The sequence below is a fragment of the Salinarchaeum chitinilyticum genome (genome assembly GCF_055390775.1).
On record NZ_AP043888.1, the window covers coordinates 3070389 to 3091069 of the forward strand.

Genomic DNA, 20681 nt, shown 5'->3' on the forward strand with positions numbered 1-20681 from the left:
GATCAGTAGTCTTGGAAACCGTCCGTGTCGAGCCAGTTGTGCGCGACCGTGATCGCCTGGTCACCGTGGAGCGCCTCCGGCCCGAGCGAGAGTGGCGTCGCGTCGCGATCGGCGAGCGCGGTTCGCTCGGCGTCCGTGAAGTCGTGGTGATCAGAGAGGACGAACGCGGGACCGTCCGGAGGCTCGACGGACCCTGCCGGGTCGCCGTCCGCGTCGAGCACGATCAGATCTCCACTGGCCGCGACCGCGTCGAGCGTGGCCTCGAAGCCGCGGCGGCGGAGTTCGACGCCGGGCGAGGATTCGACGGGCTGGTGGCCGATCGCTTCCTGTCGCCGCTCGAGCGCGCCGCGGAGCAGGGCGGCCGTCGAGCGCTCGTCTGGATTCAGGCGTCGGACGCTGGCGCCGTCGACGGTGATCGTGACGGCGTCGTCGATCACGAGGTGGACCAGCGCGTCCGTGCGGATTCCGTGGGAGGTCAGGAGCCCAGCAGTGACGGACCGACAGAGCACGTCGAACCGCCCCGCTCCCGGGAGGTCGTCGAGTGAGACGTCGGCGTCGGGCGTGACCTCGTGGCCGACGACGATGAACTGGCGCATGGCACTCACGAGTGGCGGGCGCCCAATAGCGTCGTCGCATCGAGATCGGTGCGTTCGGTTGCCAAGGTCCGGCTCGCGGCGGATCCGCAAGGTACTACCGCGACCGCAGCGGCCCAAGGTACATGGACGTCGTCGCCGTGGCCCGGGACCTCCTCGCGAGCGGGCCCATCTGCGATCCCTGTCTCGGTCGGCCGTTCGCCGACCGGAGCTTCGGCCTCTCGAACGAGGAGCGCGGCCGCTCGCTCCGGACCGCTGTCGCGCTGGCCGACGATGCGGACTTCGAATCGGGTCCCACGGAGGAGTGCTGGGTCTGTGAGGGGCAGTGCTCGACGCACGACGAGTGGGCCGAACGCGTCGTCGAGGCGACCGGTGACGCCGAGTTCGAGACGTATCAGATCGGAACCCGCACACCCCCGCTCCTCGAAGAGAACGACCGACTGTTGCGGGAAGAAGCGGGGCTGGACCCCGACGCTGGCGAGTCGTTCAAATCTGCGTTCAACCGCGAGGTCGGCAAGCGCTTCGGCCAGCTGACCGGCGCCGAGGTGGACTTCGAGCGACCGGACGTGCTCGCACTCCTGAACCTCGAACGCGGCGACGTGGACGTACAGATCAATCCGGCTTTCGTCTATGGTCGCTACCGCAAGGTCGAACGCGACGTGCCACAGACCGAGTGGCCCTGTCGCGAGTGCGGTGGCTCCGGGAAGCAACTCGGGGAGGACGGCGAGGAGGACTGCGAGCACTGCGATGGCTCGGGCTACATGTACCCGACGAGCGTCGAGCAGTCCGTCGCACCGCTGATCGACGAAGCGATGGACGGCGAGGAAGCGCTGTTCCACGGTGCTGGCCGCGAGGACGTCGACGCGCTCATGCTCGGCACAGGCAGGCCGTTCGTCGTCGAAGTCAAGCGCCCGCGGAATCGATCGCCCGACGTCGAAGCGCTCGAAGTCGAGACCAACGAGGCTGCGGCGGGCCGTGTCGAGGTCGAAGGGCTCCGCCTGGCGACGTACGACATGGTCGAGCGCGTCAAGGAACTCGACGCGAGCAAACGCTACCGGGCGTCGGTCGCACTGTTCGACGACGTCGACGACGGCGCGTTCGAGGACGCGCTCGCGGAACTCGATGGCACGACAGTCGAGCAGTACACCCCTGAACGGGTCGACCATCGCCGGGCGAGTACGACCCGGACCCGAACGGTCTACGATATCGACGGGTCACTCCACGACGCCCCCGATTCGGATGGCGACGCGATCCACGACGACGCCGAGATCGCCGCACGGTACGAGGACGAGGTCGACCTCGAGAAAATCGTTCGGACCGGCACGGTCGAAATCCACGGCGAGGGCGGCCTCTACGTCAAGGAGCTGATCAGCGGCGACGAGGGCCGGACGGAGCCGAGCCTCGCTGGACTCCTCGGCTCGGAGATCGTGGTAACCGCACTCGACGTTCTCGCTGTCGAAGGCGAGGAGGAACCCTTCGAGGACGAGGAGTTCTTCCGGGACTGATCAGGCGTTGGCAGTCGAGTCCCGTGATTACGGGCTCGATTCGTCGGTCGGACTGGGCTCCACGGGATCCTCCGGCTCGACGTAGACCTTCGTGACCTCCGGTGCGGTCTCCTTGATCCGTGCTTCCAGCGCCGTGATCGTCTCGTCGATCGTCTGAATGTCGAGTCCCTGCTCGAAGGCGACGTCGGCGGCCACGATGACGTCACCGGGGCCGAAGTAGACCGATCGGAAGTCGACGACGGAGCTGACGCCGTCGGTCTCGCGGACGATCCGCACGAGCTCGTCCTCGTCGTCCTTCCGCAGGCTCTCGCCGATCAGGAGCCGCTTGTTCTCCCAGGCGAGCGCGATCGCGAAGCCCATCAGCATGATCCCGATGAGCAGCGCGCTGACGGCGTCGTAGATCGGATCGCCCGTCGTGCGCGTGAGGAAGATGCCGGCCAGCGCGATCCCGAGGCCGGAGAGTGCGATCGTGTCTTCGGTCAGCGCAGTCAGGATCGTCGTCTGGCTGGTCTTCCGGAACGCCTCGACGTAGCCGTCGTAGCCGTGTTTCTCCATCTCCTTTTGCATCCCAGCGCGGGCCTTGTAGAGCGCGTACGCCTCGAAGACGATCGCGCCGAGCAAGATCGCGTAGTTGATGTAGACGCCCTGGACCGCGACGTCGACGAGCGGGAGCTGCTGAGCCTCGTCGCTGAAGCTCGTCTCGCCGTGACGGATCGCCTCGTACCCGTGCTTTGCGCTCTCCCAGCCCGCGATCCCAAAGAGCATGACCGAGACGAGGAAGGAGAAGAAGAACTCCGCCTTCCCGTAGCCAAAGGGATGGTGTTCGTCGGCCTCGCGCCGGCCGTAGAAGATGCCAATGAGGAGGAACACCTGGTTGCCGGTGTCGGAAATCGAGTGGTAGGTCTCCGCGAGCATCGAGGGGCTTCCCGTGAGCAGAAAGCCGCCGAACTTCAGGCAAGCGATCGCGCCGTTGGCGACGAGCGCGGCGAGGACGACGGAGACGCTGGATGCCATTGCAGGGACGTGGCACCAGCCGATAGTTAGCTCTGGCGGGTTTGTTGCGACGACTGCTCGTCGGATAGGATTGCAATCGGAGATCGAGCGGGCCCGATCCAGTGGGTCGCCTCGCAATCGACCCCTACTCGTCGACGATGCGGAAGAAACAGGCCGGGGTCCGGGACCTGATCGAGATCGCCGCGAGGTAGGTCCCCGGTTCGAAGTCGAACTCGGACTGTCGGATCAGATCGGGAACGTCGGTCGCGTTCCACGTCCTGGAGTCGCCGGCGGGCAGTTCCTCGTAGCCGTCACCCGTCGCTGTCTGTTCGATTCGATCCCAGTCGCCGTTCTGCTCGACCCACAACTGCCAGCTGGCGGGATTGAACTCCAGCTGCTCGCTCGATTCGTTGCGGAGCGTCAGGGTGACCTCGGCTGGATCGCTCGTCGATTCCGGGGACGGTTCCAGCAGTACCTCGGCGTCCGCTCCGTCGTCGACTTGCGAACAGTCGAGTCCAGATTCGTCGACGCCACCGGGCGGACAGCCGTAGTCTGCTAGGGGCTGCTCACTGACCGATGGCGAGGAGGAGGAGCTGCTACAGCCAGCGACGGCTGCGATCGCGGGGACGAGTACGCTCACGAAGGTTCTTCGGCGCACGTTCGCTCCTTCTATTCGAACTCTCAATAAAGTTCAGGAGGCCCCGAGCTCGAGTGAGCTGCTCGCCTGGGGTATCTACAGGACTCAGGAACCGTCCGGCGGCGTGAGATCGCGCTGGAACTCGTCGAACTGTCGGAGGTCGTCGGGGAGATCGCGCTCGATCACGCGCTCCTCTCGATCGGTCTCGCTCGAGTCGTCGAGCGGCGCAGCGACTGGCTCCCAGCCAGGTTTGACCTTCACGCTCTTGGCGGGCGAGCCGACGGCGATGTGGTGGGCCGGAATGTCCGACGTGACCGAGGACTTCGCGCCGATCAGTGCATTCTCGCCGATCTTGCAGCCAGCGCGAACCATCGTGTCGTAGGTCAGCCGGACGTCGTCCTCGATGATCGTGTGGTAGTTCGTGATCCCCGTTTGATCGACGACGTCGTGGTCGTGGCTGTAGACGTGGGCGTCGTCGGAGATCGAGACGCGGTCGCCGATCGTCAGCTTGCCGCGGTCGTCGAGGTGGACGTCGTCGTGGATCACGACGTTGTCGCCGACCTCGATGTTGTGACCGTAGGTGAAGGAGATTCCCTTGAAGAACCGGCAGTCGTCGCCACACTCCGCGAAGAGGTGTTTCGCGAGCATGTTCCGGAAGCGCAACGCGAACTCGACGTTGTCGGCGAGCGGTGTCGCGTCGAACTGCCGCCAGAGCCACTGGAGGTGTTTCGAGCGTCGGAACTGGTCCTCGTCCTTCTCCGCGTAGTACTCGCTTTCCAGCGTCGCGTTGCAGGGATCGTACCCCTGGAGTCGCACGCGCTCGGCCGCGGAAACGTTCTCGCCGTCCTGCCAGCGCTCGTAGGCATCGCGGTCTCCGAAGAGATCGACGAGGACGTCCTCCACGACGCGACACGTGTCCTCGTCGGACGCGAGCCGCTCGTCGACCTCGTCGATGAACGCCCTGACGCCCGCCTCCGCATCGGTCGGGAGGCTGACGTGACGCTTCGTCATAGCCGGAGGTTGATCGCGGCTGTTGATATGGGTTTCCGTCGCGGAACGCGAGGGCGAGCGAGCGAATCGCGTTGCAGGGCAGCGCGGTCACCTCACCACGGGGACCCTCGCGTGCTGCATGGACCGATTGGGTGTCGGGGGTCTCCCCCCGATTCCACGGGTTCTCGATCCCCGGCTTCCGCGTCGCCTAAGTACGCGGACGCGAATGAACACGTATGCGATACCGGGAACTCGGCGACACGGGCCTCGAGGTCAGCGAGGTCGCCTTCGGCGCCTGGGTAGTGGGAACCGACTGGTGGGGCGACCGCACGCACCAGGACGAACTCGACCTGATCGAGACTGCCGTCGACGCCGGCATCAACTTCTTCGACACCGGCGACGTGTACGGCCACGGCGACAGCGAGGAGATCGTCGGCGAGGCGCTCGCCGATCGCCGGGACGACGTCGTCGTCTCGACGAAGGTCGGCTACGACTTCTACAACAATCCACAGGCCGGACACGGCGAGCTCCCCAAGCGGATGGAGCCCGAGTGGATCGAGACGGCCCTCGACCGCTCGCTCGAGCGGCTCGACTTCGACTACGTCGACCTGCTGATGGTCCACAACGCGAACGTCGACGAGGTCGACGCGGACGTGCTCGAGACGCTCGACCGCCTGCAGGAGTCGGGCCGCGTCGAGGCCGTCGGCTGGGCGCTCGGCCCCTCGATCGGCTGGCTCGCCGAAGGGGAGGCTGCCGCGGAGGCCGACGTCGACGCGCTGCAGACGGTGTTCAATCTGTTCGAGCAGGAGCCAGGCCAGCACTTCCTCGACCAGATCGACGCCCACGACGCGTCGACGAGCCTCCTCCCCCGTGTCCCGCACTCCTCGGGTCTTCTGAACGAGCAGGTCACACCCGACACCGAACTCGGCGAAGGCGACCACCGCTCGCACCGGCCCCAGGAGTGGTACGAGGCGGGCTGGGAGAAGGTCGAACAGATTCGCTTTCTCGAACGTGACGGGGAGCGGACGCTCGCCCAGGCTGCTATCCAGTGGCTCCTCTACCACGACGCCGTCGCCAGCGTCACGCCGACGTTCCGCTCCGAAGCAGACGTCGAAGCGTGGGCCGCCGCGTCGGACGTTCCGCCGCTCTCCGAGGCTGAGTACGAGCGCGTCCAGGCGCTCTACGCGAACGACTTCGATATCGATGGGGACGACGGGATGGACTCGCTCCGGACGTCCGTCGACGGCGAGGACATCCGCGAGGCCGGACTCGACAAGGAACCCGCCGCGTACTGATCGCGGAATCGGGATCCTACAGGTCCGCGCTCTTTTTGGAGTTCTCACGGCCGAACGCCAGCCAGTTCGATCGACGGTTTCCACTGCAAACCCATGGACGGTGCAGTGTCTGATTCCCCCAGGATCACTTCCACTTCGAAGTCCCACTCACTCCGGATCCGCCCGGCTGAGCGTCGGCCGTGAAGCGACCTCGTCGAGCGTCTGCTCCGTCGTTCGCTCGATCGTCGAGGGGCGCAGTGGCTCGTCGGGTGGGCGCCAGAGAACGGGGTTGGGTTGCGCCTCAGATCGATTCGGCGGCGAGCTGTTCCTCTTCAGCGTAGGCTTCTCGACAGGAAGCCGAACAGAAGGCGACGAACTCGCCGTCGATCCGTGCGGTCTCGCCCTGACTGGTGATCTCGTCGCCACAGACGGCGCACTCCAGTGCGAACGCCGTTCCGGCGACCTCCGGCGTCCACTCCTCGTCGGTGAGGAGCCGGACGTCGAAGGACTCGACGTGTTCGTTCGCGACGCTCTCTTCGAGCACGTCGTGCACCGCGTCTTCGGGGACGGTGGCGTGGGCGACGACGGAGCCGTCGGCCGTGGCGTAGACGTGCTCGACGACGTTCTGGGCCGCGAGACTCTCCGCGACCTCCTCGGTCGTTCCGGGGGCCGTCGAGACGTCGATGAGGACCTGGATGCCTGCGTCGAGCGTCGAACGATCGACGTCGAGCGTGAATCGGCGGATGACGCCGAGCTCCTGGAGCCGATCGATGCGGTCGGAGACGGTGGGCGGTGAGACGCCGACCTTGTCGGCGATCTCGCTGTATGGTCGGCGCGCGTTGGCGACCAGAAGCCGGAGGATTTCGAGGTCCGTGTCGTCGAGCTGAGGCATACCGCGGAGTACTGACGGTTCGCATATACCGTTTTCGACATCCGGCGATTTATTTTCGTTTTACTCTTTTCGTCCGAAACTATGGCGAATCTGGTGCTCGCATGAGAACGATCGAATGTATGCAATATATCCTCGCCATTTCTATCGAAATTGGAGACGAATACGCCGCCAATTTCGCCGGATTTGCCCCTCGTTTCGACCTGCGTCGTGCGAGCGTCTGACTGATTGTTCGCAACTGAAACGTCGGTCCTTCCTGTCCGGGCGTTGCCCGCAACGATCGAGTTGGCTTCCGCTCGCAGAGTAACAGTCACCGCGTATCGAAACTGTGGAACGTGCACTGTGTCGGTAGACCGTCCGACGATCGTCCCATGTGAATCAGTGCGTCTCCGTCGGACTATCCGCCCGAGTCGTCGCCGTGGGCGACTCCCTCCTGGGCGTCGGCCTTCATCCGTCGGAGTGCGGCCCGGCCGTTCGACGCGTCGTAGCCGAAGTAGACCGCGTCTGCAGATACCTCGGCGACTTCGGCTGCGTGAATCAGCGCGTCGAGGTCGACGTCGACGGCGTACAGTTCGATCGCGAGATCGACGTCGACGCTGTCGGCGAACCCGCTCGCGAGTGCTTCGAGCCAGTACGTCGTTCCGTAGGCGGTGTCGTAGAGCGGGACGACGAACTCGTCGACGTGGGGCTCGATCGCTTCGATCTCGAGACCGGATCGCTCGTAGATGTGGCCTGGATAGGGATCGGGGTAGAGCGTGAGGCTCGTTCGTCCCGGAATCCGGGACGCAGCGTCTGCGACGAACTCGGTGATGACGGCGGCGCGCCAGCTCGCCCAGTCCTCGTGCTCACTCTCGGCGAAGCGCTCACGACAGGTCTCACAGCGACAGTAGCCCGCGCGCGGAAAGCCGACGTCGTCGAGACGGACGTCCGGGTTCACCGCTGCGCAATCCTCGATCGTCGCGAGCACACCCTGGCGATACTCCTCGCGCGTGGGGCACACGTAGGACCAGTCGAAGTACGGCTGGTCCCGGGTCGCCGGCGTCCCGCTTTCGTCCACGGCGGCCAGCGACGGGTCGGCCTCGACGGCGGCCGTGTCGCCGAAACACGACACCATGTTCACCGCGGTCTCGATCGGCTCGGCGCCGCGACCGGTGACGTCCTTGACCTCGTAGAACGCGCGATCGAACTCCTCCCACGTGGTCTCCGGCTCGTTACGCGTGACGACGCCGTACATAGCCGAGATAAGTGTGAGGGGACTGTTAAGGCCGCCGCTGTCGATCGGGCGCTTTCCGGGCCTCCAGGAACTGTCGACGTCGGGTGGCTGCACCGCTACGCTGAAGGAACGCTGTCACCAGAAGAACGCCGCTGTCCCTCGATCGGCGGCTACTCGGATTCGTACTCTACCTCGACTGCGGAGTCGGACGCGAAGAGCTTGTACGCGATCAGGACGACTGCGACCAGTGCGAGGACCTTCAGGGCTCTGGACATGCTTTCGAATATGATAGCACAGTATAAATTAGTACCGCCTCGGGCGGTTCGGGGTCGTTCGCTGGCAGTACCGCGAGCCGATTTCACCGGCACGAGAGTGACCGTGTGAGTGACCGTGTTAGTGAGAGCGGGGGTGAGTCTGAGAGAGAGATAGTGAGTGAGGAAGGTCAATGAGAGATCCTCGGGTGGGGCCGACCTCCTGCCTCACGAACGTTGCAAGTGTGTAGTTTTCGCTCCCTTTCTCGGGAGCTTTTGCCAGTCCGTCCGGTCTCGCTCGTGGACTGTGTGGCCGTGCCTCACGCAATCCTTATTGTCCGACCTGAACGATAATGATATATGGACGTCGCCAGTCCACTCCGAGCCGGCACCGGTGTGCAGCCGCAGGGTAGCCTCCGTACGGCCGCCCGTTTCGAGTGGCAGCAGATGGCGACAAAATTTTTCGCGGTCATCGGCGGCAGTCCAGTGCGCCCACGCGGGCACCACGACCCGATGGCCCTGGGTGAGGGCGCTTCCAGATAGTCGATGAGCGTCTCTCGGCACCCGATCGCGCTCCGCATCGAGGCACTGGTAGGTCGACGAGCCGCGCTGCTCGCGACCGTCATGTGCCTCCCGCTCGTCGACGGAATCTTCCCGGCGCTGATCGTCGCAGGAGCGCTCGACTCCGCGGCGGGAATCGTCCAGGTCGGCCTCCTGATCTTCGGCGGGAGCGCAACCGTCGCGGTGATCCTCGCGGACTTCGACGGCAGCGGCCGCGAAGGGGCGCGAGTCGTCGCGCTGGTCGCCGTTCCCCTCGTCGCGCTCGCCGCGCTCGAGGCCGCTTTCGCACCGGCGATCGCTGGCGCGCTGAACATGGTCGTGTTCCACCGCTTCGCCGCGCTGGTGGTCCTGGCTGTCGCCGCTTCGACGGCCAGCGCCCGGATCGCAGCGTACGTCCCGCGCCCGGCGATCGTCATCGTCTTCGGCCTGATCGCGAGCGTCGAACCGTCGAACGCGACGCTCGCGGCGACCGCGGAGCCCGCGCTCGTCCTTCGCGGGGTCGCAGCCGCCCTCGTCGGCGTGGGCTTCGCGTTCCTGCTCGCGATCACGAGCCCTACCCTGCGACGCGTCGTCGACCTCGACCGCTTCCGCTTCGGCAGCGCCGTGGCCCTCGGGCTGCTCGGCGTGGGGCTGCTCCCCGGCGCGCAGGAGGTCGGTCTCCTCACCGATCTCGCGCCGCTGGTGGTGCTCGGGCTCTCCGCGCTGTTCGCCTTCGACCCCGACCGCGAGATCGGCGAGTGGGCCGACGGAAGCTCGGGACGGCTGGGTGTTCCCGAGACCGTCCTCCGTGGCGGCGAGGACTCTGAAGTCGCTGATGACGCCGGGTCGTCACCGTCTTCGGGTTCCGCACGATCCGGCGGTTCCTCGGCAGCACCGGACGGCGGTGAACATCCCGAACCAGCTACGGACGCCCCGGACGCCCAGGACGTCCCGGATGCGCCGGACGTCCCGGACGCGCCGGACGACGACGCCGACGACGATCGCCCGCCGTGGCTGTAGTCTGGGCCCACCCCGAATCTGGGTGACGACGGACGACCATCTGCCGCCGCGTCTCGCGTCCGACGGTCGGCCCTTCCTAGCAACCCTTACGACGCGGGAGCCACGACGGAGATTCATGAGCGAGAATCGGGTCGTGCAGGGCCGCATGGTCACGCCCGCGTCGCTGGCGGAGATCGTCGAGGGCGAGGGCGTGATCGACGCCGAGGACATCGAAGACGCCGACCGGGAGTGTCCCGACTGCGGCGGCGACGTACTCGCAGTCGGCTACATGCCGACGGTGACCGAATTCGTGACCGGCTTCAAGTGCCAGGACTGTGACTGGGCCGAAACCGACAGGGACTGAGTCGTATCCGTGACCGAGCCGTCGACGCTCGACGAGCTGCTCGACGCGATCCACGAGGCACTGGCAGCCACGCAGGAGCTCCCCGTCGAACGCTCCGCTGCGCGGTGGATCGGCGAAGCCGAGGCCGTCGCTCGGGACCTCGCCAACGCTGACCTCTCCGAGCCGGTCGTCGCGGAGCGACTGGGTCACGTCGAATCGCTGCTCTCGGAGGTCGAGGCGACCGGCGACGAACGGGCCGACGAACTCCTCGATCGCGCGAAGTCGTTGACCGAGGCAGCCCTGGAAGCGCTCGCATCCGAGTGATTCACCGTGATCTCGGGCATGCAGATCGTCGGTCGAAAGGCCTGCTCTCGCCGGAGCGCTTTTTCCACGGTCGGCCGAACGCCGACCATGGAGCGAGTCGCGTTCGATGCAGTCGATCCGGCACCGTCGGCTGGTGCGGCGACGGCGCACCGTCTCTCCGACGTGCTGGGGACCGAGGCCGTCGCGATCAATCACTACGCGGTCGCGCCGGGCGAGCGCGTCAGCGGGCTCCACGCCCACGGCGATCAGGAGGAACTCTTCGTCGTCCTCGAAGGCACCGCCACGATCGAGACGCTCGACGGACCGGTCGACGTCGATGCCGGCGAGACCGTGCGATTCGCGCCGGGAGAGTACCAGTCCGTCACCAACGACGCGAGGTCGTCACTCGAAGTGTTGGCCATCGGTGCGCCGCGGGATTCCACTGATATCCGGATTCCGCTTCCCTGTCCGAACTGTGATCACGAGTTCCGCGAGCCGACGCGTACGGACTCTGGCCCGGCACTGACCTGCCCGGCCTGTGATGAACAGCAGCCTGCAATCTGCTCGGCGTGTGGCAGCCACGAGCTCCAGGCAGTCCTCGACGCTGACGGTGAACCGGTATCGCGGTGCTCGGAGTGCGGCGCGAAGCAGGAACCGTAGTCTCACCGCCGAATCTGGCCTCAGTCGGGTGAATCGAAACCCCTAAAGTGCGACCGGCGGAACTTCCGGCCGCGGGGTCGTGGCCCAGTCCGGCAGGGCGACTGACTCCAGAGAGCCCGCCTCTGACGAACTACCTGATATACGGAACGGCCGGGTTGATCACCGGACGTGACGACGACGCTCTGGAGTTCCGAGGCGGATCGGAGATATCAGTCGATCGGGGGTTCAAATCCCTCCGACCCCATCTTCTGGCGACGAATGGACGTGAGGAGACAGAAGTGAACGGAGAGAGGGATTTGAACCAGGGAGCACGCAGCGCGAGCGTAGTGAGCGACCGTGTGACCGTGGTTCACAATCCCTCCGACCCCATGCTGTTTCGTCACGAACACGTTCGTAAGCGACGAAACTGTGACAGAGGAGGATTTGAACGAGACCTGACGCTTGCAGCGTAGCGAGTATGTCCGGGCGTAGTTCACTATCAGTGGCTCACTCCACGAGTGTACGTGATCCGAGTGCCCCGGGAGGGGCGATCTCCCGAGTTCCAAGAGCAGCCCGCGATCAGAGCGTACGCGAAGCCGAAACAGTCGTCAGAAGAAGCCGAGGCCCGCGCCAACGGTGTAGCCGATGAGCGCGACGAACAGTCCCCAGGTGACGAACTTGTACCAGTCATAGCCGCCGCCGGGTTTTCCCAGCAGGATTTCGAGCGTTGAGTTCATTCGCGGTCTTCCTCCGTGTTCCTAGATTCGGGTTGATCCGTGTTCAAACTGTCGTCGTTTTCGTCGGGCTCCAAGGACGCTCGCATTTCTCTCGTTGAATGCCTGATCGCGTTCGTTATCAGAACCAATGCGAGGAATAGGGGAATAAACATTTGCCATGCCGGCTGGGTTCCGTGAATCGAGAAATACACAGAAATCGCGGCACTGGATGCGAGTAGAAGGAAGAGTGCCGCCTTCTCAATGTTTTCCAGCGCGTACCGCAGCGTCTCATCCGAAACTGCGTCTCTATTCGAGTGCCGAGAAGCGAACTGCATTCCTACAAAGAGTATCGAGAGGAGTACACCGACCATTTCGAGTACCCGGAGAGCAGCTTCATCAAGCATGTTCTCTCCCGATTCCGCTCAGGCCGGACAGTTATAACCAGGCGACTTTCTTGCGCTCGCGTCTGTGCGACCGGGTGCTCGTCACGTCGAGGACATAATGGGGTCGAAGCCCGCAGCGAGCCCCGAGCGCGAACGCGAGCTGTTGCTTGGCAGCGACTGACGCCCCTACCCAAGCACGCCGCGATCGAGAAGGTTGACCACGAACATGCCGAGCAACAACCCGGCGATGACGACGGTCCACTTCTTCCTGGTACTGAGCGCCTCCCAACCGCTTTGCTCGGTCCGGATGCGAACGCCACACTGCTCGCAGTATTCACCAGTCTGATCTGTCGCGCCACACTCTGGACAATCCTGCGAGTCGGTGCTCATACCGTAGCGGTGCGAACGGCAATCGCATAACACCTCTGGCAACCCCAGCAAATCGCGAACGTTCTCATCGACAACGGGTTCGTCCCGGCTGACCGGACCGGGAGTCACCTGAAACTGCGCTGGGAGAGTCCCCACTCCGACGAGGTGCGGATCGTCACCGTCCCGATGAAATCCAAGGACAAGATCTCTCGAGGGACCTTCGAGTCGATCGCGGAGCAAAGCGGTGCGAAGGACTTCCGGGCGTGGTGTGCCTGGATCGACGAGCAGCGGTAGCCTATTCTCAGCCACGTTTCGGACGAAGTTGTCAGGATGGCACAAGCGTTATATGGTGCACAGGTTGTAAGGATAATCAATGGCATCCGAAGACGGCGATCGGCGCAGTGAATCGCCAGCCACGGGTGCCGGCCCGGTTCGTATAAGCAGGGATGTAACAGTTGGAAGAAATTCCCCTACCTCACAACTATGGCAACCGGTGGAACGGTATGCATTGTCTCTCCCTGTGAAATCGAATTCGACGGGCTTGTGGGATCAACTCAATGTCAAACGCAGAAAAACGAATTCCAGTTACGGAAGAACGATGGAAAGAACTACACGACCTGAAAGGTCCGGGGCAGACCTTCGACGAGCTGATCGAGGAACTCGTCGAAGAGCGCAAGAAGGAGCGGCTGTTCCGGGATATGAACCAGATCCGCGAGGAGAGCGAGTTCGAGCCACTCGACGAGGTGTAGGGCGGGATGAGTGACGGGTATCGGCTACTCGTCTCCGAGGAAGTTCGGACGTTCCTCAACAACGTCGACGAAAAAACCGAACGAATCGTTCGGGAGAACCTGGAGAAGCTCTCAAATCCCTATCCTGGCCGTGGGACCGGTGACAAGGAGAAAATCAAGTGGCGCAGCGAGGAAGTGTACCGATTACATATCGGCAGGACCTGGACCGCGTTCTACGACGTTAACGAGTCCGAGGACGCGGTAAAGGTGCTTGATGTCCTACCGATCGATCAAGCACACGACGAGTACGGCGATCTCGATTGAGGTTCCGTTTTTCAGCCAGTTTCCGGACGGCGTTCAGAGAAGTGGCCGCGATTCCTTTTTACACGGTCAGGTGAACGGAGCTGGTACCGGGATCGTTCGAGGTACTCTGAGGAACAGTGGCAGGAGTTAGCTCTGATGAGCTCCGACTCCGCTGGCGACTGACTCCACGAACTCCTGGGCGGCGAGCGGCAGCGTCACGCTCTTCGAGTCACGTTTCTGCTCAATTTGGAGGACAACTTCGCCGGACCCATTATCCCAGCCTATCAGAGCTAGAAGAATTGCCACCGTCAGAAAGAGGCCACCCATCATGAACAGACCAAGTTTCTGAGCGCCAGAACTCGGGAAGACCATGATGAAAAGCCCGAAAAGGCCGGATATTGCGGCTGCCAAGCCGTACTCTGAATCGAGACCACTCCCCTCCTCAGTCCGGTCAATATGGATGGTCGTCGACTCGGCGAGCGGATATGCTTCGACAGAGACCGTTTCCTCGCTGTTCTCGGATTGCTTTGAGATCTCGATGAAGCGCCGGTCGGTAAGTGCGTAGAATGGGGGATGGTCGTTCTCGTGCTCTGGCTCGCCCTGGTACGTTGTCGTGACGGATTCGCCGGGTGCGAGATACGGACCGATCGACCCTGCACCCTTGCTGGATTCCGGTATACCGCTCGCCAATCGGGGAATCCACGTAAAGCTATCCGCCCTGGCGGCTGGTTAATCGCCGTCCGGTTCCGGGAGGTTTCGCGTCGAGATCGCCGTCGAGGATATCGGGAAGCGCGTGAACACGAGCCCGGAGACGCTGCGGAAGCACTACCTGAAGCCCGAACTGCTCGACGAGTTCGAGGAGCGCCGGGCGGAGCCCACGCTGAACCTTGACATTCAGGAGACCAAAGAGTAATCTGACCGTTCGAGATCGACGTCGTACAACCCAGTGGATGTCGGGAACGAGACCAGCGTCCTTCCCTCCGACCCTCATTCAGTTCAGTTGTAGCCATGATACGCGTGCCGGGGTATCCGCTTCAATCTGCTCCACAATCATCCGTAGTTCGAACACGCAGGGTACAGATCAGTACCCTCCAGCGACCGATCTTCCACCGCGCGCGAGCACTCGATCACCGATTTCGCCCCCGATTCGACGCGCCCCAGCGACGCCGTTCAAACGTGACGCTCCTGAAACAACAGAATGGGTCAGTTTTGCCCACGATGTGGCGACAGAACAGAACCCCCGGCGATCACCGCTGAAACGTCCATTACCGACAGATTCCAACGGCCGATAATTCTGCGAACGGGTGTTTTCGCAGCGTGAACAAGCCCCCACGACCTGCCTCAGACTCAGAACACACCTCGCCCTGAATTATATTTCAGAACACGTAACCGTCGAGATTTTTGCACATGCTATTCGATGTGGAACGTAAACTTACGATCCACGTCCAGGTTCGCACGAGGGCCGCTACGTACGCGTGTTTGCAGTCCAGTTAGGGAATCCCTTTATGTCGGTCTGGACGAGGCCAATGGATTTATTATGGAATAGTGAGACGAGCGGTTTGCAATGCGCATCCGACAACTATTCACAGACGACGACGCGGTGTCGCCGGTCATCGGGGTCATCCTGATGGTTGCGATTACAGTCATCCTGGCAGCGGTAATCGGTGCCTTCGTGCTCGGCTTCGGTGGCGGCGGTCCGTCTGCGCCGACTGCGAGCTGGGATACAAATGAAGAGGTCGATACTCCTAGTAGTAGTGAGATTACGATTACCTTTACTGCTGAGAGCGTAAGCGATTCCTTTGATGCATCCACTCTGTCTGTGGATGGCACCCAAGCTAGCGAAGCTACAGTAGAGGCAGGTAGTACTATTGAAGTTGTTCTGCAAACGAGTGGGTCCGATACTTATTCACCGGGGGACGAGATCGACCTCGTCTGGTCGGAAGATGGGAGTTCATCCACTATCGCTACTCACACTCTTGAAGGAGAAAGCGGAGAGACCTATTCAGTCAGTAGTGTAACATAAACAGCCTGTTTCCATTTCTTATTTTAGTGGCTGGGGGAGTTTTTCTATAATTTCAACATATCAGCATCAAATGCTGTAGGACTCGGTCACCCGTGATTAGTGGTGATATAGTAGTGACCACTCGATTAAACCATCCCACTTCGTGGAATTACTATATTTGCTGACGCATAATTAAAAAATACATAGGTGGTGGCGGCCAAAGTATCCGTATTGGCGAGTCAGTATTGTCGTTGCTAACGATACAAATGATAGTCCTGATAGACGATATTGGATCACCAAGTCATGCCCTGTATAGGTGATCAGGAGTGCTACAGTGAGGTAGTTAAAAACTCTCACCGCTCGCGGCGGGAACGCCTGAATGTCTCTGAATCGCGAGGGGTGAGGGCTTTCAACCGATTTCGGTTGATGCCCTGGTGGGAATTAGACGTCTAAAAATGCCAAGATGCGTCTTGCCGGTGGCTGCTCCCGGAGAGCGGACCATAGATCGAACGATATCGTAAACGATCTCGTTGAGTCATCTGGAACCTTGACCGAGGACGTTCCACGTAGGTGTTCCCCTAGTCTTGTCGACCTACGCAACTAGTACCGGATTTGCTCTCCGAGGCGGTATTTTGGACTTGGACGGCACCTCAACGTTTCCGACTACTGAGGTCTTGCGTCCGTCCGCGCGTGAGCTATCGATTCGCCAATTCACCCCGATTCGGCGCGCCACAACGGCTCACTTCGAACACGACGTCCCGAAGAGAACAGCATATCCCGGTTTTGCCCCGGTTAAATAGATTCAACCGACGCTCCCACGTCCGTCTACGAGATGCCCGCTATCACCAAATTCCCCTCGCCGGTAACTCGCCAAACCGGTGTTTTCTCGACCTGAACAAACTCCCGCCACCTGTCTCAAATTCAGAATACTCCTCGCCCTGAATTATATTTCAGAAAGTAGAGCCGTCGGTATTTTGTCTCGGCTGGATTTGATCGGCCCGCAGGCTTACAATGCACGGTTGAGTCCCTACGAAAGCGGGCGCATCGGCGTCTGCGACGTAGCTGTCGGGACATCCCATTAGGGGTGTGCTTCGATGCCAATGGATTTATTATGGAATAGTGAGACGAGCAGTTCGCAATGCGCATCCGACAACTATTCAACGACGACGACGCGGTGTCGCCGGTCATCGGGGTTATTCTGATGGTCGCGATCACGGTCATCCTGGCAGCGGTAATTGGCGCCTTCGTGCTCGGCTTCGGTGGCGGTGGGCCGTCCGCGCCGACCGCGAGCTGGGACTCGACGGAGAGTTCTAGTGGTGACACACTCACGTTCACGGCAGAATCGGTAAGTGATGAGTTCGATGCTGATACTTTGTCTGTTGACGGAGTGGACGTTACAGTTGCATCTAGTAGTGATGGCACAGTAAGTGCAGGCGACGAAATTGTAGTGGATTTCTCCAGCTCAGGTAGTGTGGACGCAAGTGATGGAGAAATTTCACTTACCTGGTCAGAGGATGGTAGTTCCTCAACCCTCTACACTCATGATGTAGATTCAGTTAGTGGCAGTGGAACGCTGGAAGACTTTGACGACTAACTGAGTCAATCTCCATATGCGGCATTTTTTGGTCCATTAATATTTGCTGCCAAGATCTCCAAGCGTCGTATTTATCATACTATATTACTATTATGTTAGAAGATCAATTCTGCCGATCTTGTTTAATCAAAGGCCCATTGGAGGCCAACGGTTTTATTATTGACCGGTGCGATTAGATATTTGTGATGCAAATCCGACAGCTACTCACAGACGACGACGCGGTGTCGCCGGTCATCGGAGTTATTCTGATGGTTGCGATTACGGTCATCCTGGCAGCGGTAATCGGTGCCTTCGTGCTCGGCTTCGGTGGCGGTGGGCCGTCCGCGCCAACTGCGAGCTGGGACTCAAGCGAAGAAACCACGGTGAATAATGCTGGGACTCCTGCCGATGGCAGTGACGATACTGAAACGCTTACTATTTCGTTTACTGCGGATAGTGTCAGCGATGGCTTTGATGCTGAAACATTGAAGGTTTCGGGCCCCGGTATCAGTCAAGAATTTGGCGCAAAGGAGATCAGCGCAGGAACCTCCATTTCTGTAGATCTCACTAATGCTTCAATCTCTGATGGAGCAGTGTCGGATGATGAAATAAATCTGATCTGGTCCGAGGAAGGGAGTTCTTCCACTGTTTACACGCACACAATTGGAGAGGAAACTTCGGGTAGTGGTGAACAGTGGGATTTCGATTCAGTTGACCCTAGTCCCTAACTGAGTTCAAGAGCTGCCTTCGTTTTATCAGATGATCGGGGTTGGTATGTTGGCCAGTATCGGATCTGGGTTTGACCAGAAATTGCCGTTGCGTGGGTCGCCTTAACAACGCCGTACACCGTGTAACGCTGCAGTCCAATCAATGCTAAAGGTACTGGAATTATCCGGCAATTAAGAAGCAATTGTAGTCATTTCATGGTATTTCATATCAAATTGGATGGACCTCGCTGCCATGGGAGATAGATTTCATGCATGTGTAAGATACTGGAGAGTCGCAAGATGCATTTAATCTGCCTTCTGTATACAATTTTATCACCGAAAAGCACAGATATAACGACATACTGATTTGTCAGGATGATGTTTAATATATGATCTCTTACTGAACATTGTAAAAACAGCTTGAAAACCGCTCGCTAACCCACGGTTTACCTACGTCCCGGTTCACTTCTAGCGACACTCCTCAAAGCCTATAACCAACCCATCACGCCCAGATACATGGCCGCCATTCAGGCATGGGAGGTCTCCAAGCGTTATGGCACCCTCACGGCGCTCGATCGCGTCGATCTCACGGCCGACGGAGCGAGATCTTCGGCTTCCTCGGTCCGAACAGTGCGAGGAAGTCGACGATGATCAAAGTCTTCCTCGACTTCGTGCGGCCGGACACTGGGCAGGTCGAAATCTTCGAACAGGACTGCCAGCGTGAGAGCGTCGCGGCGCGGGATCGCATGGGCGTCGAGCCCGCGTGTACTCCAACCGAAACCGTTCACGAACGCACTGTCGAATCTGCCGGTTTCTCTACAGGATTCGCTACTCGAACCCGGCCGCAGGCTGATCGTCGTCGCTCGAGCCGGACTGAGCCTGCGCCGCACCGCCGAACGGAACGCCGCCCAGCAGTGCAGCGACCACCAGTATCGACGCCGACAGCACGACGAAGTCGCCACTCGGGTCGTAGTTCGCCAGCCCCGCACCCGTCGAGACGACGAACACGGTGACGTAGAACGCCAGGATCGCGAGCACGATCAACACGGCGAACGTGACGATCGTCTGTACCAGGTCGCCGAGCACGTCTGTGAGTGACATCGAGCGAAGCGAGTACGCCCTGGCCCGTAAAATATGCAGGTCGCGATCCAGCGGTGCTCGTCGTCAGGGTTAGTATCGTCCAGTCCAACCCGCTCGATATGGCCAGAGCACCGACCCTCACGACCGTCGAACAGGTCCGGGAGGAGGGCTCCTATCTCTTCACCGTCGCGGACGACTACGGCGTCAAGGAGGAGGTCATCCTCGTCCCCTGCGAGGACGGCGTCGAAGCGTGGCACAACCGCTGTACGCACGAGGACTTCCGCCTCGACCGGGGCTTCGGCGTGATCTATCGCGAGGGAGAGATCGTCTGCGCAAAGCACGGCTCGACCTTCGATACCTGCTCGGGCTTCTGTGACAACGGCGACGCGAAGGACACGACGCTTCCACACGTCGAGGTCGCCTGCGAGGACGGCGAGGTAGTGCTCGTCGACGAGAGCTACACGTTCCTTCACGAGGGCGGGATCGACGATGACGACGGCGACGGCGGAGCGCCCGGCTCTACGTCGAACATCGGGTTCTAGTGTCGATTTTCACGATACGGATTTCGCGTCCTCGATCACCCTGCCGGGCAGTCCGGTGAAAACACCTTTCCGACGACCGATCCACTCGACGGACGTGAAACGCACTGCGGGCATCGGACTCCTGGTCCTCGCTGGGCTGCTCGCGCTCGCAGGAGCGGTGCTCTCGACGCTGTCGGCTCCCGGGTCGACTGGCCTCCCCAACTCGATCCTCTGGAAGCTCGTCGTGGCGTTGGGAATCGTCGCCGCCGGGTACGGTCTCTATCTCCTCGCGTCGCGCGCGATCGTCGCGACCGCGCCGACCAAGGCGCGTGCACACAGCCTGCTCACGATTCTGCGCCTCGCGATCTTCGTGGCCGTCGCGCTCGCCGTCCTCGGACTCCTGACCCAGCGCTGGCTCGGGCTCATGGTCTCGCTGGGCGTCGTCGGGTTCGCGATCACGTTCGCGCTCCAGCAGCCACTCGCCTCGTTGATCGGCTGGGCGTACATCGTGGTGAAACAGCCCTACCGCGTCGGCGATCGCGTTCGCATCGACGACGCGAAGGGCGACGTGATCGACGTGGATTTCCTCGTCACGACGCTCTGGGAGGTCGGCGGCGAGCTGGTCTCGGGCAACCAGCCCTCCGGCCGACTGGTGACGGTGCCCAACAGCACGGTGCTCTCGACGCAGGTCTACAACTTCTCCTGGGACGATTTCCCCTACGTCTGGAACGAGCTCACGCTGCAGGTCGCATACGAAACCGACCTCGAGTTCGCCCGATCCGTGATGGTCGAGGAGGCCGACGACCTGCTCGGCGACGAGATGGCCGAACGGATCGCCCAGTACCGCGAGGTGCTCGACGAGACGCCCGTCGAGCTCGAGGTCCGGGAGCGGCCCTCCGTCAACGTCGTCCAGGAGCAGAGCTGGGTCGAGCTCCGCCTGCGCTATCTCGTCCACCCGAAGAAGAGCCAGTCCGTCAGGAATCAGCTCTACGAGCGGATCCTCGAGCGCTGCAACGAGGCACCCGATCGGGTCGCATTCCCGGTCAGTCGAAATCGCTGAGCACCGCCGGACAGGGTCCGCCCGCGGGCTGCCGACGGTTCCGTTCTCGTCCGCCGTTTGCTCGCGGCAT

General features: G+C 61.6%; 24 protein-coding genes, 1 tRNA gene and 2 pseudogenes. 16 read left to right on the plus strand and 11 right to left on the minus strand.

All coding sequences use genetic code 11. The features are described from left to right. Positions 1-2: 2 nt before the first annotated feature. Entirely contained in the window at positions 3-596 is a 594-nt protein-coding gene (gene trmY, locus ACZ5KP_RS14925; RefSeq protein ID WP_460918687.1) for a tRNA (pseudouridine(54)-N(1))-methyltransferase TrmY, read from the minus strand. Positions 597-718: 122 nt separating this feature from the next. On the opposite strand from trmY, the gene ACZ5KP_RS14930 reads away from it, so the two are divergent. Beyond that, on the plus strand, positions 719-2098 hold the full coding sequence (locus ACZ5KP_RS14930; protein ID WP_460918689.1) for a tRNA pseudouridine(54/55) synthase Pus10: 1380 nt from the start codon (positions 719-721) through the stop codon (positions 2096-2098). Between the two features lie 27 nt (positions 2099-2125). On the opposite strand, the gene ACZ5KP_RS14935 is transcribed toward ACZ5KP_RS14930, so the two are convergent. The 3 genes from ACZ5KP_RS14935 to ACZ5KP_RS14945 form a co-directional block, all read right to left on the minus strand. Next, entirely contained in the window at positions 2126-3112 is a 987-nt protein-coding gene (locus tag ACZ5KP_RS14935; RefSeq protein ID WP_460918690.1) for a cation diffusion facilitator family transporter, read from the minus strand. A gap of 124 nt (positions 3113-3236) precedes the next feature. After that, positions 3237-3731: a hypothetical protein gene (locus ACZ5KP_RS14940; protein ID WP_460918691.1), complete on the minus strand. Its 495-nt coding sequence runs from the start codon at positions 3729-3731 to the stop codon at positions 3237-3239. Between the two features lie 102 nt (positions 3732-3833). Beyond that, positions 3834-4739, minus strand: coding sequence for an acyltransferase (locus ACZ5KP_RS14945; protein WP_460918692.1), 906 nt, complete (start codon positions 4737-4739; stop codon positions 3834-3836). Positions 4740-4954: 215 nt separating this feature from the next. On the opposite strand from ACZ5KP_RS14945, the gene ACZ5KP_RS14950 reads away from it, so the two are divergent. Continuing rightward, the gene (locus ACZ5KP_RS14950; protein WP_460918693.1) at positions 4955-6013 is read left to right on the plus strand and encodes an aldo/keto reductase; all 1059 of its coding nucleotides are present in this window, start codon (positions 4955-4957) and stop codon (positions 6011-6013) included. Between the two features lie 280 nt (positions 6014-6293). On the opposite strand, the gene ACZ5KP_RS14955 is transcribed toward ACZ5KP_RS14950, so the two are convergent. Both ACZ5KP_RS14955 and ACZ5KP_RS14960 read right to left on the minus strand, forming a co-directional pair. Then, positions 6294-6884 carry an AsnC family transcriptional regulator gene (locus tag ACZ5KP_RS14955; protein WP_460918694.1) on the minus strand — a complete coding sequence of 197 codons (591 nt, stop codon included), beginning with the start codon at positions 6882-6884 and terminating at the stop codon, positions 6294-6296. Positions 6885-7278: 394 nt separating this feature from the next. Beyond that, positions 7279-8115, minus strand: a complete 837-nt coding sequence (locus tag ACZ5KP_RS14960; RefSeq protein ID WP_460918695.1) for a hypothetical protein — start codon at positions 8113-8115, stop codon at positions 7279-7281. Positions 8116-8891: 776 nt separating this feature from the next. Here ACZ5KP_RS14960 and ACZ5KP_RS14965 point away from each other — a divergent pair. The 5 genes from ACZ5KP_RS14965 (at position 8892) to ACZ5KP_RS14985 (ending at position 11434) form a co-directional block, all read left to right on the plus strand. Next, a complete protein-coding gene (locus ACZ5KP_RS14965) occupies positions 8892-9905 on the plus strand; it encodes a DUF5794 domain-containing protein (RefSeq protein ID WP_460918696.1) in 1014 nt (337 codons plus the stop codon). 115 nt (positions 9906-10020) lie between these two features. Next, positions 10021-10248 (plus strand): DUF5795 family protein, encoded by a 228-nt coding sequence (locus tag ACZ5KP_RS14970; protein ID WP_460918697.1) that lies wholly within the window; start codon positions 10021-10023, stop codon positions 10246-10248. A 9-nt stretch (positions 10249-10257) separates the two neighbouring features. Beyond that, on the plus strand, positions 10258-10551 hold the full coding sequence (locus tag ACZ5KP_RS14975; RefSeq protein ID WP_460918698.1) for a hypothetical protein: 294 nt from the start codon (positions 10258-10260) through the stop codon (positions 10549-10551). Between the two features lie 87 nt (positions 10552-10638). Beyond that, a complete protein-coding gene (locus ACZ5KP_RS14980) occupies positions 10639-11190 on the plus strand; it encodes a cupin domain-containing protein (protein WP_460918699.1) in 552 nt (183 codons plus the stop codon). Positions 11191-11263: 73 nt separating this feature from the next. After that, positions 11264-11434 (plus strand) — tRNA-Trp (locus ACZ5KP_RS14985). Positions 11435-11777: 343 nt separating this feature from the next. Here the strand turns inward: ACZ5KP_RS14985 and ACZ5KP_RS14990 are convergent. The 3 genes from ACZ5KP_RS14990 to ACZ5KP_RS15000 form a co-directional block, all read right to left on the minus strand. Further along, a complete protein-coding gene (locus ACZ5KP_RS14990) occupies positions 11778-11906 on the minus strand; it encodes a hypothetical protein (protein WP_460918700.1) in 129 nt (42 codons plus the stop codon). Continuing rightward, positions 11903-12289 carry a hypothetical protein gene (locus ACZ5KP_RS14995; RefSeq protein ID WP_460918701.1) on the minus strand — a complete coding sequence of 129 codons (387 nt, stop codon included), beginning with the start codon at positions 12287-12289 and terminating at the stop codon, positions 11903-11905. The genes ACZ5KP_RS14990 and ACZ5KP_RS14995 overlap by 4 nt, the downstream gene beginning before the upstream one ends. A gap of 165 nt (positions 12290-12454) precedes the next feature. Then, entirely contained in the window at positions 12455-12658 is a 204-nt protein-coding gene (locus tag ACZ5KP_RS15000) for a hypothetical protein (RefSeq protein ID WP_460918702.1), read from the minus strand. A gap of 108 nt (positions 12659-12766) precedes the next feature. Here ACZ5KP_RS15000 and ACZ5KP_RS15005 point away from each other — a divergent pair. The 3 genes and pseudogenes from ACZ5KP_RS15005 to ACZ5KP_RS15015 all read left to right on the plus strand — a co-directional run. Continuing rightward, positions 12767-12823 (plus strand): annotated as a pseudogene (locus ACZ5KP_RS15005) (type II toxin-antitoxin system HicA family toxin); the annotation flags it as partial. Between the two features lie 371 nt (positions 12824-13194). Beyond that, positions 13195-13386, plus strand: coding sequence for an antitoxin VapB family protein (locus ACZ5KP_RS15010; protein ID WP_248515954.1), 192 nt, complete (start codon positions 13195-13197; stop codon positions 13384-13386). Positions 13387-13392: 6 nt separating this feature from the next. Next, positions 13393-13689, plus strand: a complete 297-nt coding sequence (locus ACZ5KP_RS15015) for a type II toxin-antitoxin system RelE/ParE family toxin (protein ID WP_460918703.1) — start codon at positions 13393-13395, stop codon at positions 13687-13689. A gap of 126 nt (positions 13690-13815) precedes the next feature. Here the strand turns inward: ACZ5KP_RS15015 and ACZ5KP_RS15020 are convergent, their stop codons facing one another. Further along, positions 13816-14358, minus strand: coding sequence for a hypothetical protein (locus tag ACZ5KP_RS15020; RefSeq protein ID WP_460918704.1), 543 nt, complete (start codon positions 14356-14358; stop codon positions 13816-13818). 874 nt (positions 14359-15232) lie between these two features. Between ACZ5KP_RS15020 and ACZ5KP_RS15025 the strand changes: the two genes are divergently transcribed. The 4 genes and pseudogenes from ACZ5KP_RS15025 to ACZ5KP_RS15040 form a co-directional block, all read left to right on the plus strand. After that, the gene (locus ACZ5KP_RS15025; RefSeq protein ID WP_460918705.1) at positions 15233-15691 is read left to right on the plus strand and encodes a type IV pilin domain-containing protein; all 459 of its coding nucleotides are present in this window, start codon (positions 15233-15235) and stop codon (positions 15689-15691) included. Positions 15692-16808: 1117 nt separating this feature from the next. Continuing rightward, positions 16809-17264: a type IV pilin domain-containing protein gene (locus tag ACZ5KP_RS15030; RefSeq protein ID WP_460918706.1), complete on the plus strand. Its 456-nt coding sequence runs from the start codon at positions 16809-16811 to the stop codon at positions 17262-17264. 185 nt (positions 17265-17449) lie between these two features. Continuing rightward, on the plus strand, positions 17450-17971 hold the full coding sequence (locus ACZ5KP_RS15035; RefSeq protein ID WP_460918707.1) for a type IV pilin domain-containing protein: 522 nt from the start codon (positions 17450-17452) through the stop codon (positions 17969-17971). A gap of 626 nt (positions 17972-18597) precedes the next feature. Further along, positions 18598-18684 (plus strand): annotated as a pseudogene (locus ACZ5KP_RS15040) (hypothetical protein); the annotation flags it as partial. Between the two features lie 94 nt (positions 18685-18778). Here the strand turns inward: ACZ5KP_RS15040 and ACZ5KP_RS15045 are convergent. Then, positions 18779-19051, minus strand: a complete 273-nt coding sequence (locus ACZ5KP_RS15045; protein ID WP_460918708.1) for a hypothetical protein — start codon at positions 19049-19051, stop codon at positions 18779-18781. Positions 19052-19149: 98 nt separating this feature from the next. On the opposite strand from ACZ5KP_RS15045, the gene ACZ5KP_RS15050 reads away from it, so the two are divergent. Beyond that, positions 19150-19572: a Rieske (2Fe-2S) protein gene (locus ACZ5KP_RS15050; RefSeq protein ID WP_460918709.1), complete on the plus strand. Its 423-nt coding sequence runs from the start codon at positions 19150-19152 to the stop codon at positions 19570-19572. 94 nt (positions 19573-19666) lie between these two features. Further along, positions 19667-20611 (plus strand): mechanosensitive ion channel family protein, encoded by a 945-nt coding sequence (locus tag ACZ5KP_RS15055; protein WP_460918710.1) that lies wholly within the window; start codon positions 19667-19669, stop codon positions 20609-20611. Positions 20612-20681 lie beyond the last annotated feature (70 nt).

Excerpts from the sequence above, each read along its gene's own strand:
- trmY (WP_460918687.1), bottom strand. The coding sequence starts at position 596 with ATGCGCCAGTTCATCGTCGTCGGCCACGAGGTCACGCCCGACGCCGAC.
- ACZ5KP_RS14930 (WP_460918689.1), top strand. The coding sequence starts at position 719 with ATGGACGTCGTCGCCGTGGCCCGGGACCTCCTCGCGAGCGGGCCCATC.
- ACZ5KP_RS14935 (WP_460918690.1), bottom strand. The coding sequence starts at position 3,112 with ATGGCATCCAGCGTCTCCGTCGTCCTCGCCGCGCTCGTCGCCAACGGC.
- ACZ5KP_RS14945 (WP_460918692.1), bottom strand. The coding sequence starts at position 4,739 with ATGACGAAGCGTCACGTCAGCCTCCCGACCGATGCGGAGGCGGGCGTC.
- ACZ5KP_RS14950 (WP_460918693.1), top strand. The coding sequence starts at position 4,955 with ATGCGATACCGGGAACTCGGCGACACGGGCCTCGAGGTCAGCGAGGTC.
- ACZ5KP_RS14955 (WP_460918694.1), bottom strand. The coding sequence starts at position 6,884 with ATGCCTCAGCTCGACGACACGGACCTCGAAATCCTCCGGCTTCTGGTC.
- ACZ5KP_RS14960 (WP_460918695.1), bottom strand. The coding sequence starts at position 8,115 with ATGTACGGCGTCGTCACGCGTAACGAGCCGGAGACCACGTGGGAGGAG.
- ACZ5KP_RS14965 (WP_460918696.1), top strand. The coding sequence starts at position 8,892 with ATGAGCGTCTCTCGGCACCCGATCGCGCTCCGCATCGAGGCACTGGTA.
- ACZ5KP_RS14970 (WP_460918697.1), top strand. The coding sequence starts at position 10,021 with ATGAGCGAGAATCGGGTCGTGCAGGGCCGCATGGTCACGCCCGCGTCG.
- ACZ5KP_RS14980 (WP_460918699.1), top strand. The coding sequence starts at position 10,639 with ATGGAGCGAGTCGCGTTCGATGCAGTCGATCCGGCACCGTCGGCTGGT.
- ACZ5KP_RS14990 (WP_460918700.1), bottom strand. The coding sequence starts at position 11,906 with ATGAACTCAACGCTCGAAATCCTGCTGGGAAAACCCGGCGGCGGCTAT.
- ACZ5KP_RS14995 (WP_460918701.1), bottom strand. The coding sequence starts at position 12,289 with ATGCTTGATGAAGCTGCTCTCCGGGTACTCGAAATGGTCGGTGTACTC.
- ACZ5KP_RS15000 (WP_460918702.1), bottom strand. The coding sequence starts at position 12,658 with ATGAGCACCGACTCGCAGGATTGTCCAGAGTGTGGCGCGACAGATCAG.
- ACZ5KP_RS15010 (WP_248515954.1), top strand. The coding sequence starts at position 13,195 with ATGTCAAACGCAGAAAAACGAATTCCAGTTACGGAAGAACGATGGAAA.
- ACZ5KP_RS15015 (WP_460918703.1), top strand. The coding sequence starts at position 13,393 with ATGAGTGACGGGTATCGGCTACTCGTCTCCGAGGAAGTTCGGACGTTC.
- ACZ5KP_RS15025 (WP_460918705.1), top strand. The coding sequence starts at position 15,233 with ATGCGCATCCGACAACTATTCACAGACGACGACGCGGTGTCGCCGGTC.
- ACZ5KP_RS15030 (WP_460918706.1), top strand. The coding sequence starts at position 16,809 with ATGCGCATCCGACAACTATTCAACGACGACGACGCGGTGTCGCCGGTC.
- ACZ5KP_RS15035 (WP_460918707.1), top strand. The coding sequence starts at position 17,450 with ATGCAAATCCGACAGCTACTCACAGACGACGACGCGGTGTCGCCGGTC.
- ACZ5KP_RS15045 (WP_460918708.1), bottom strand. The coding sequence starts at position 19,051 with ATGTCACTCACAGACGTGCTCGGCGACCTGGTACAGACGATCGTCACG.
- ACZ5KP_RS15050 (WP_460918709.1), top strand. The coding sequence starts at position 19,150 with ATGGCCAGAGCACCGACCCTCACGACCGTCGAACAGGTCCGGGAGGAG.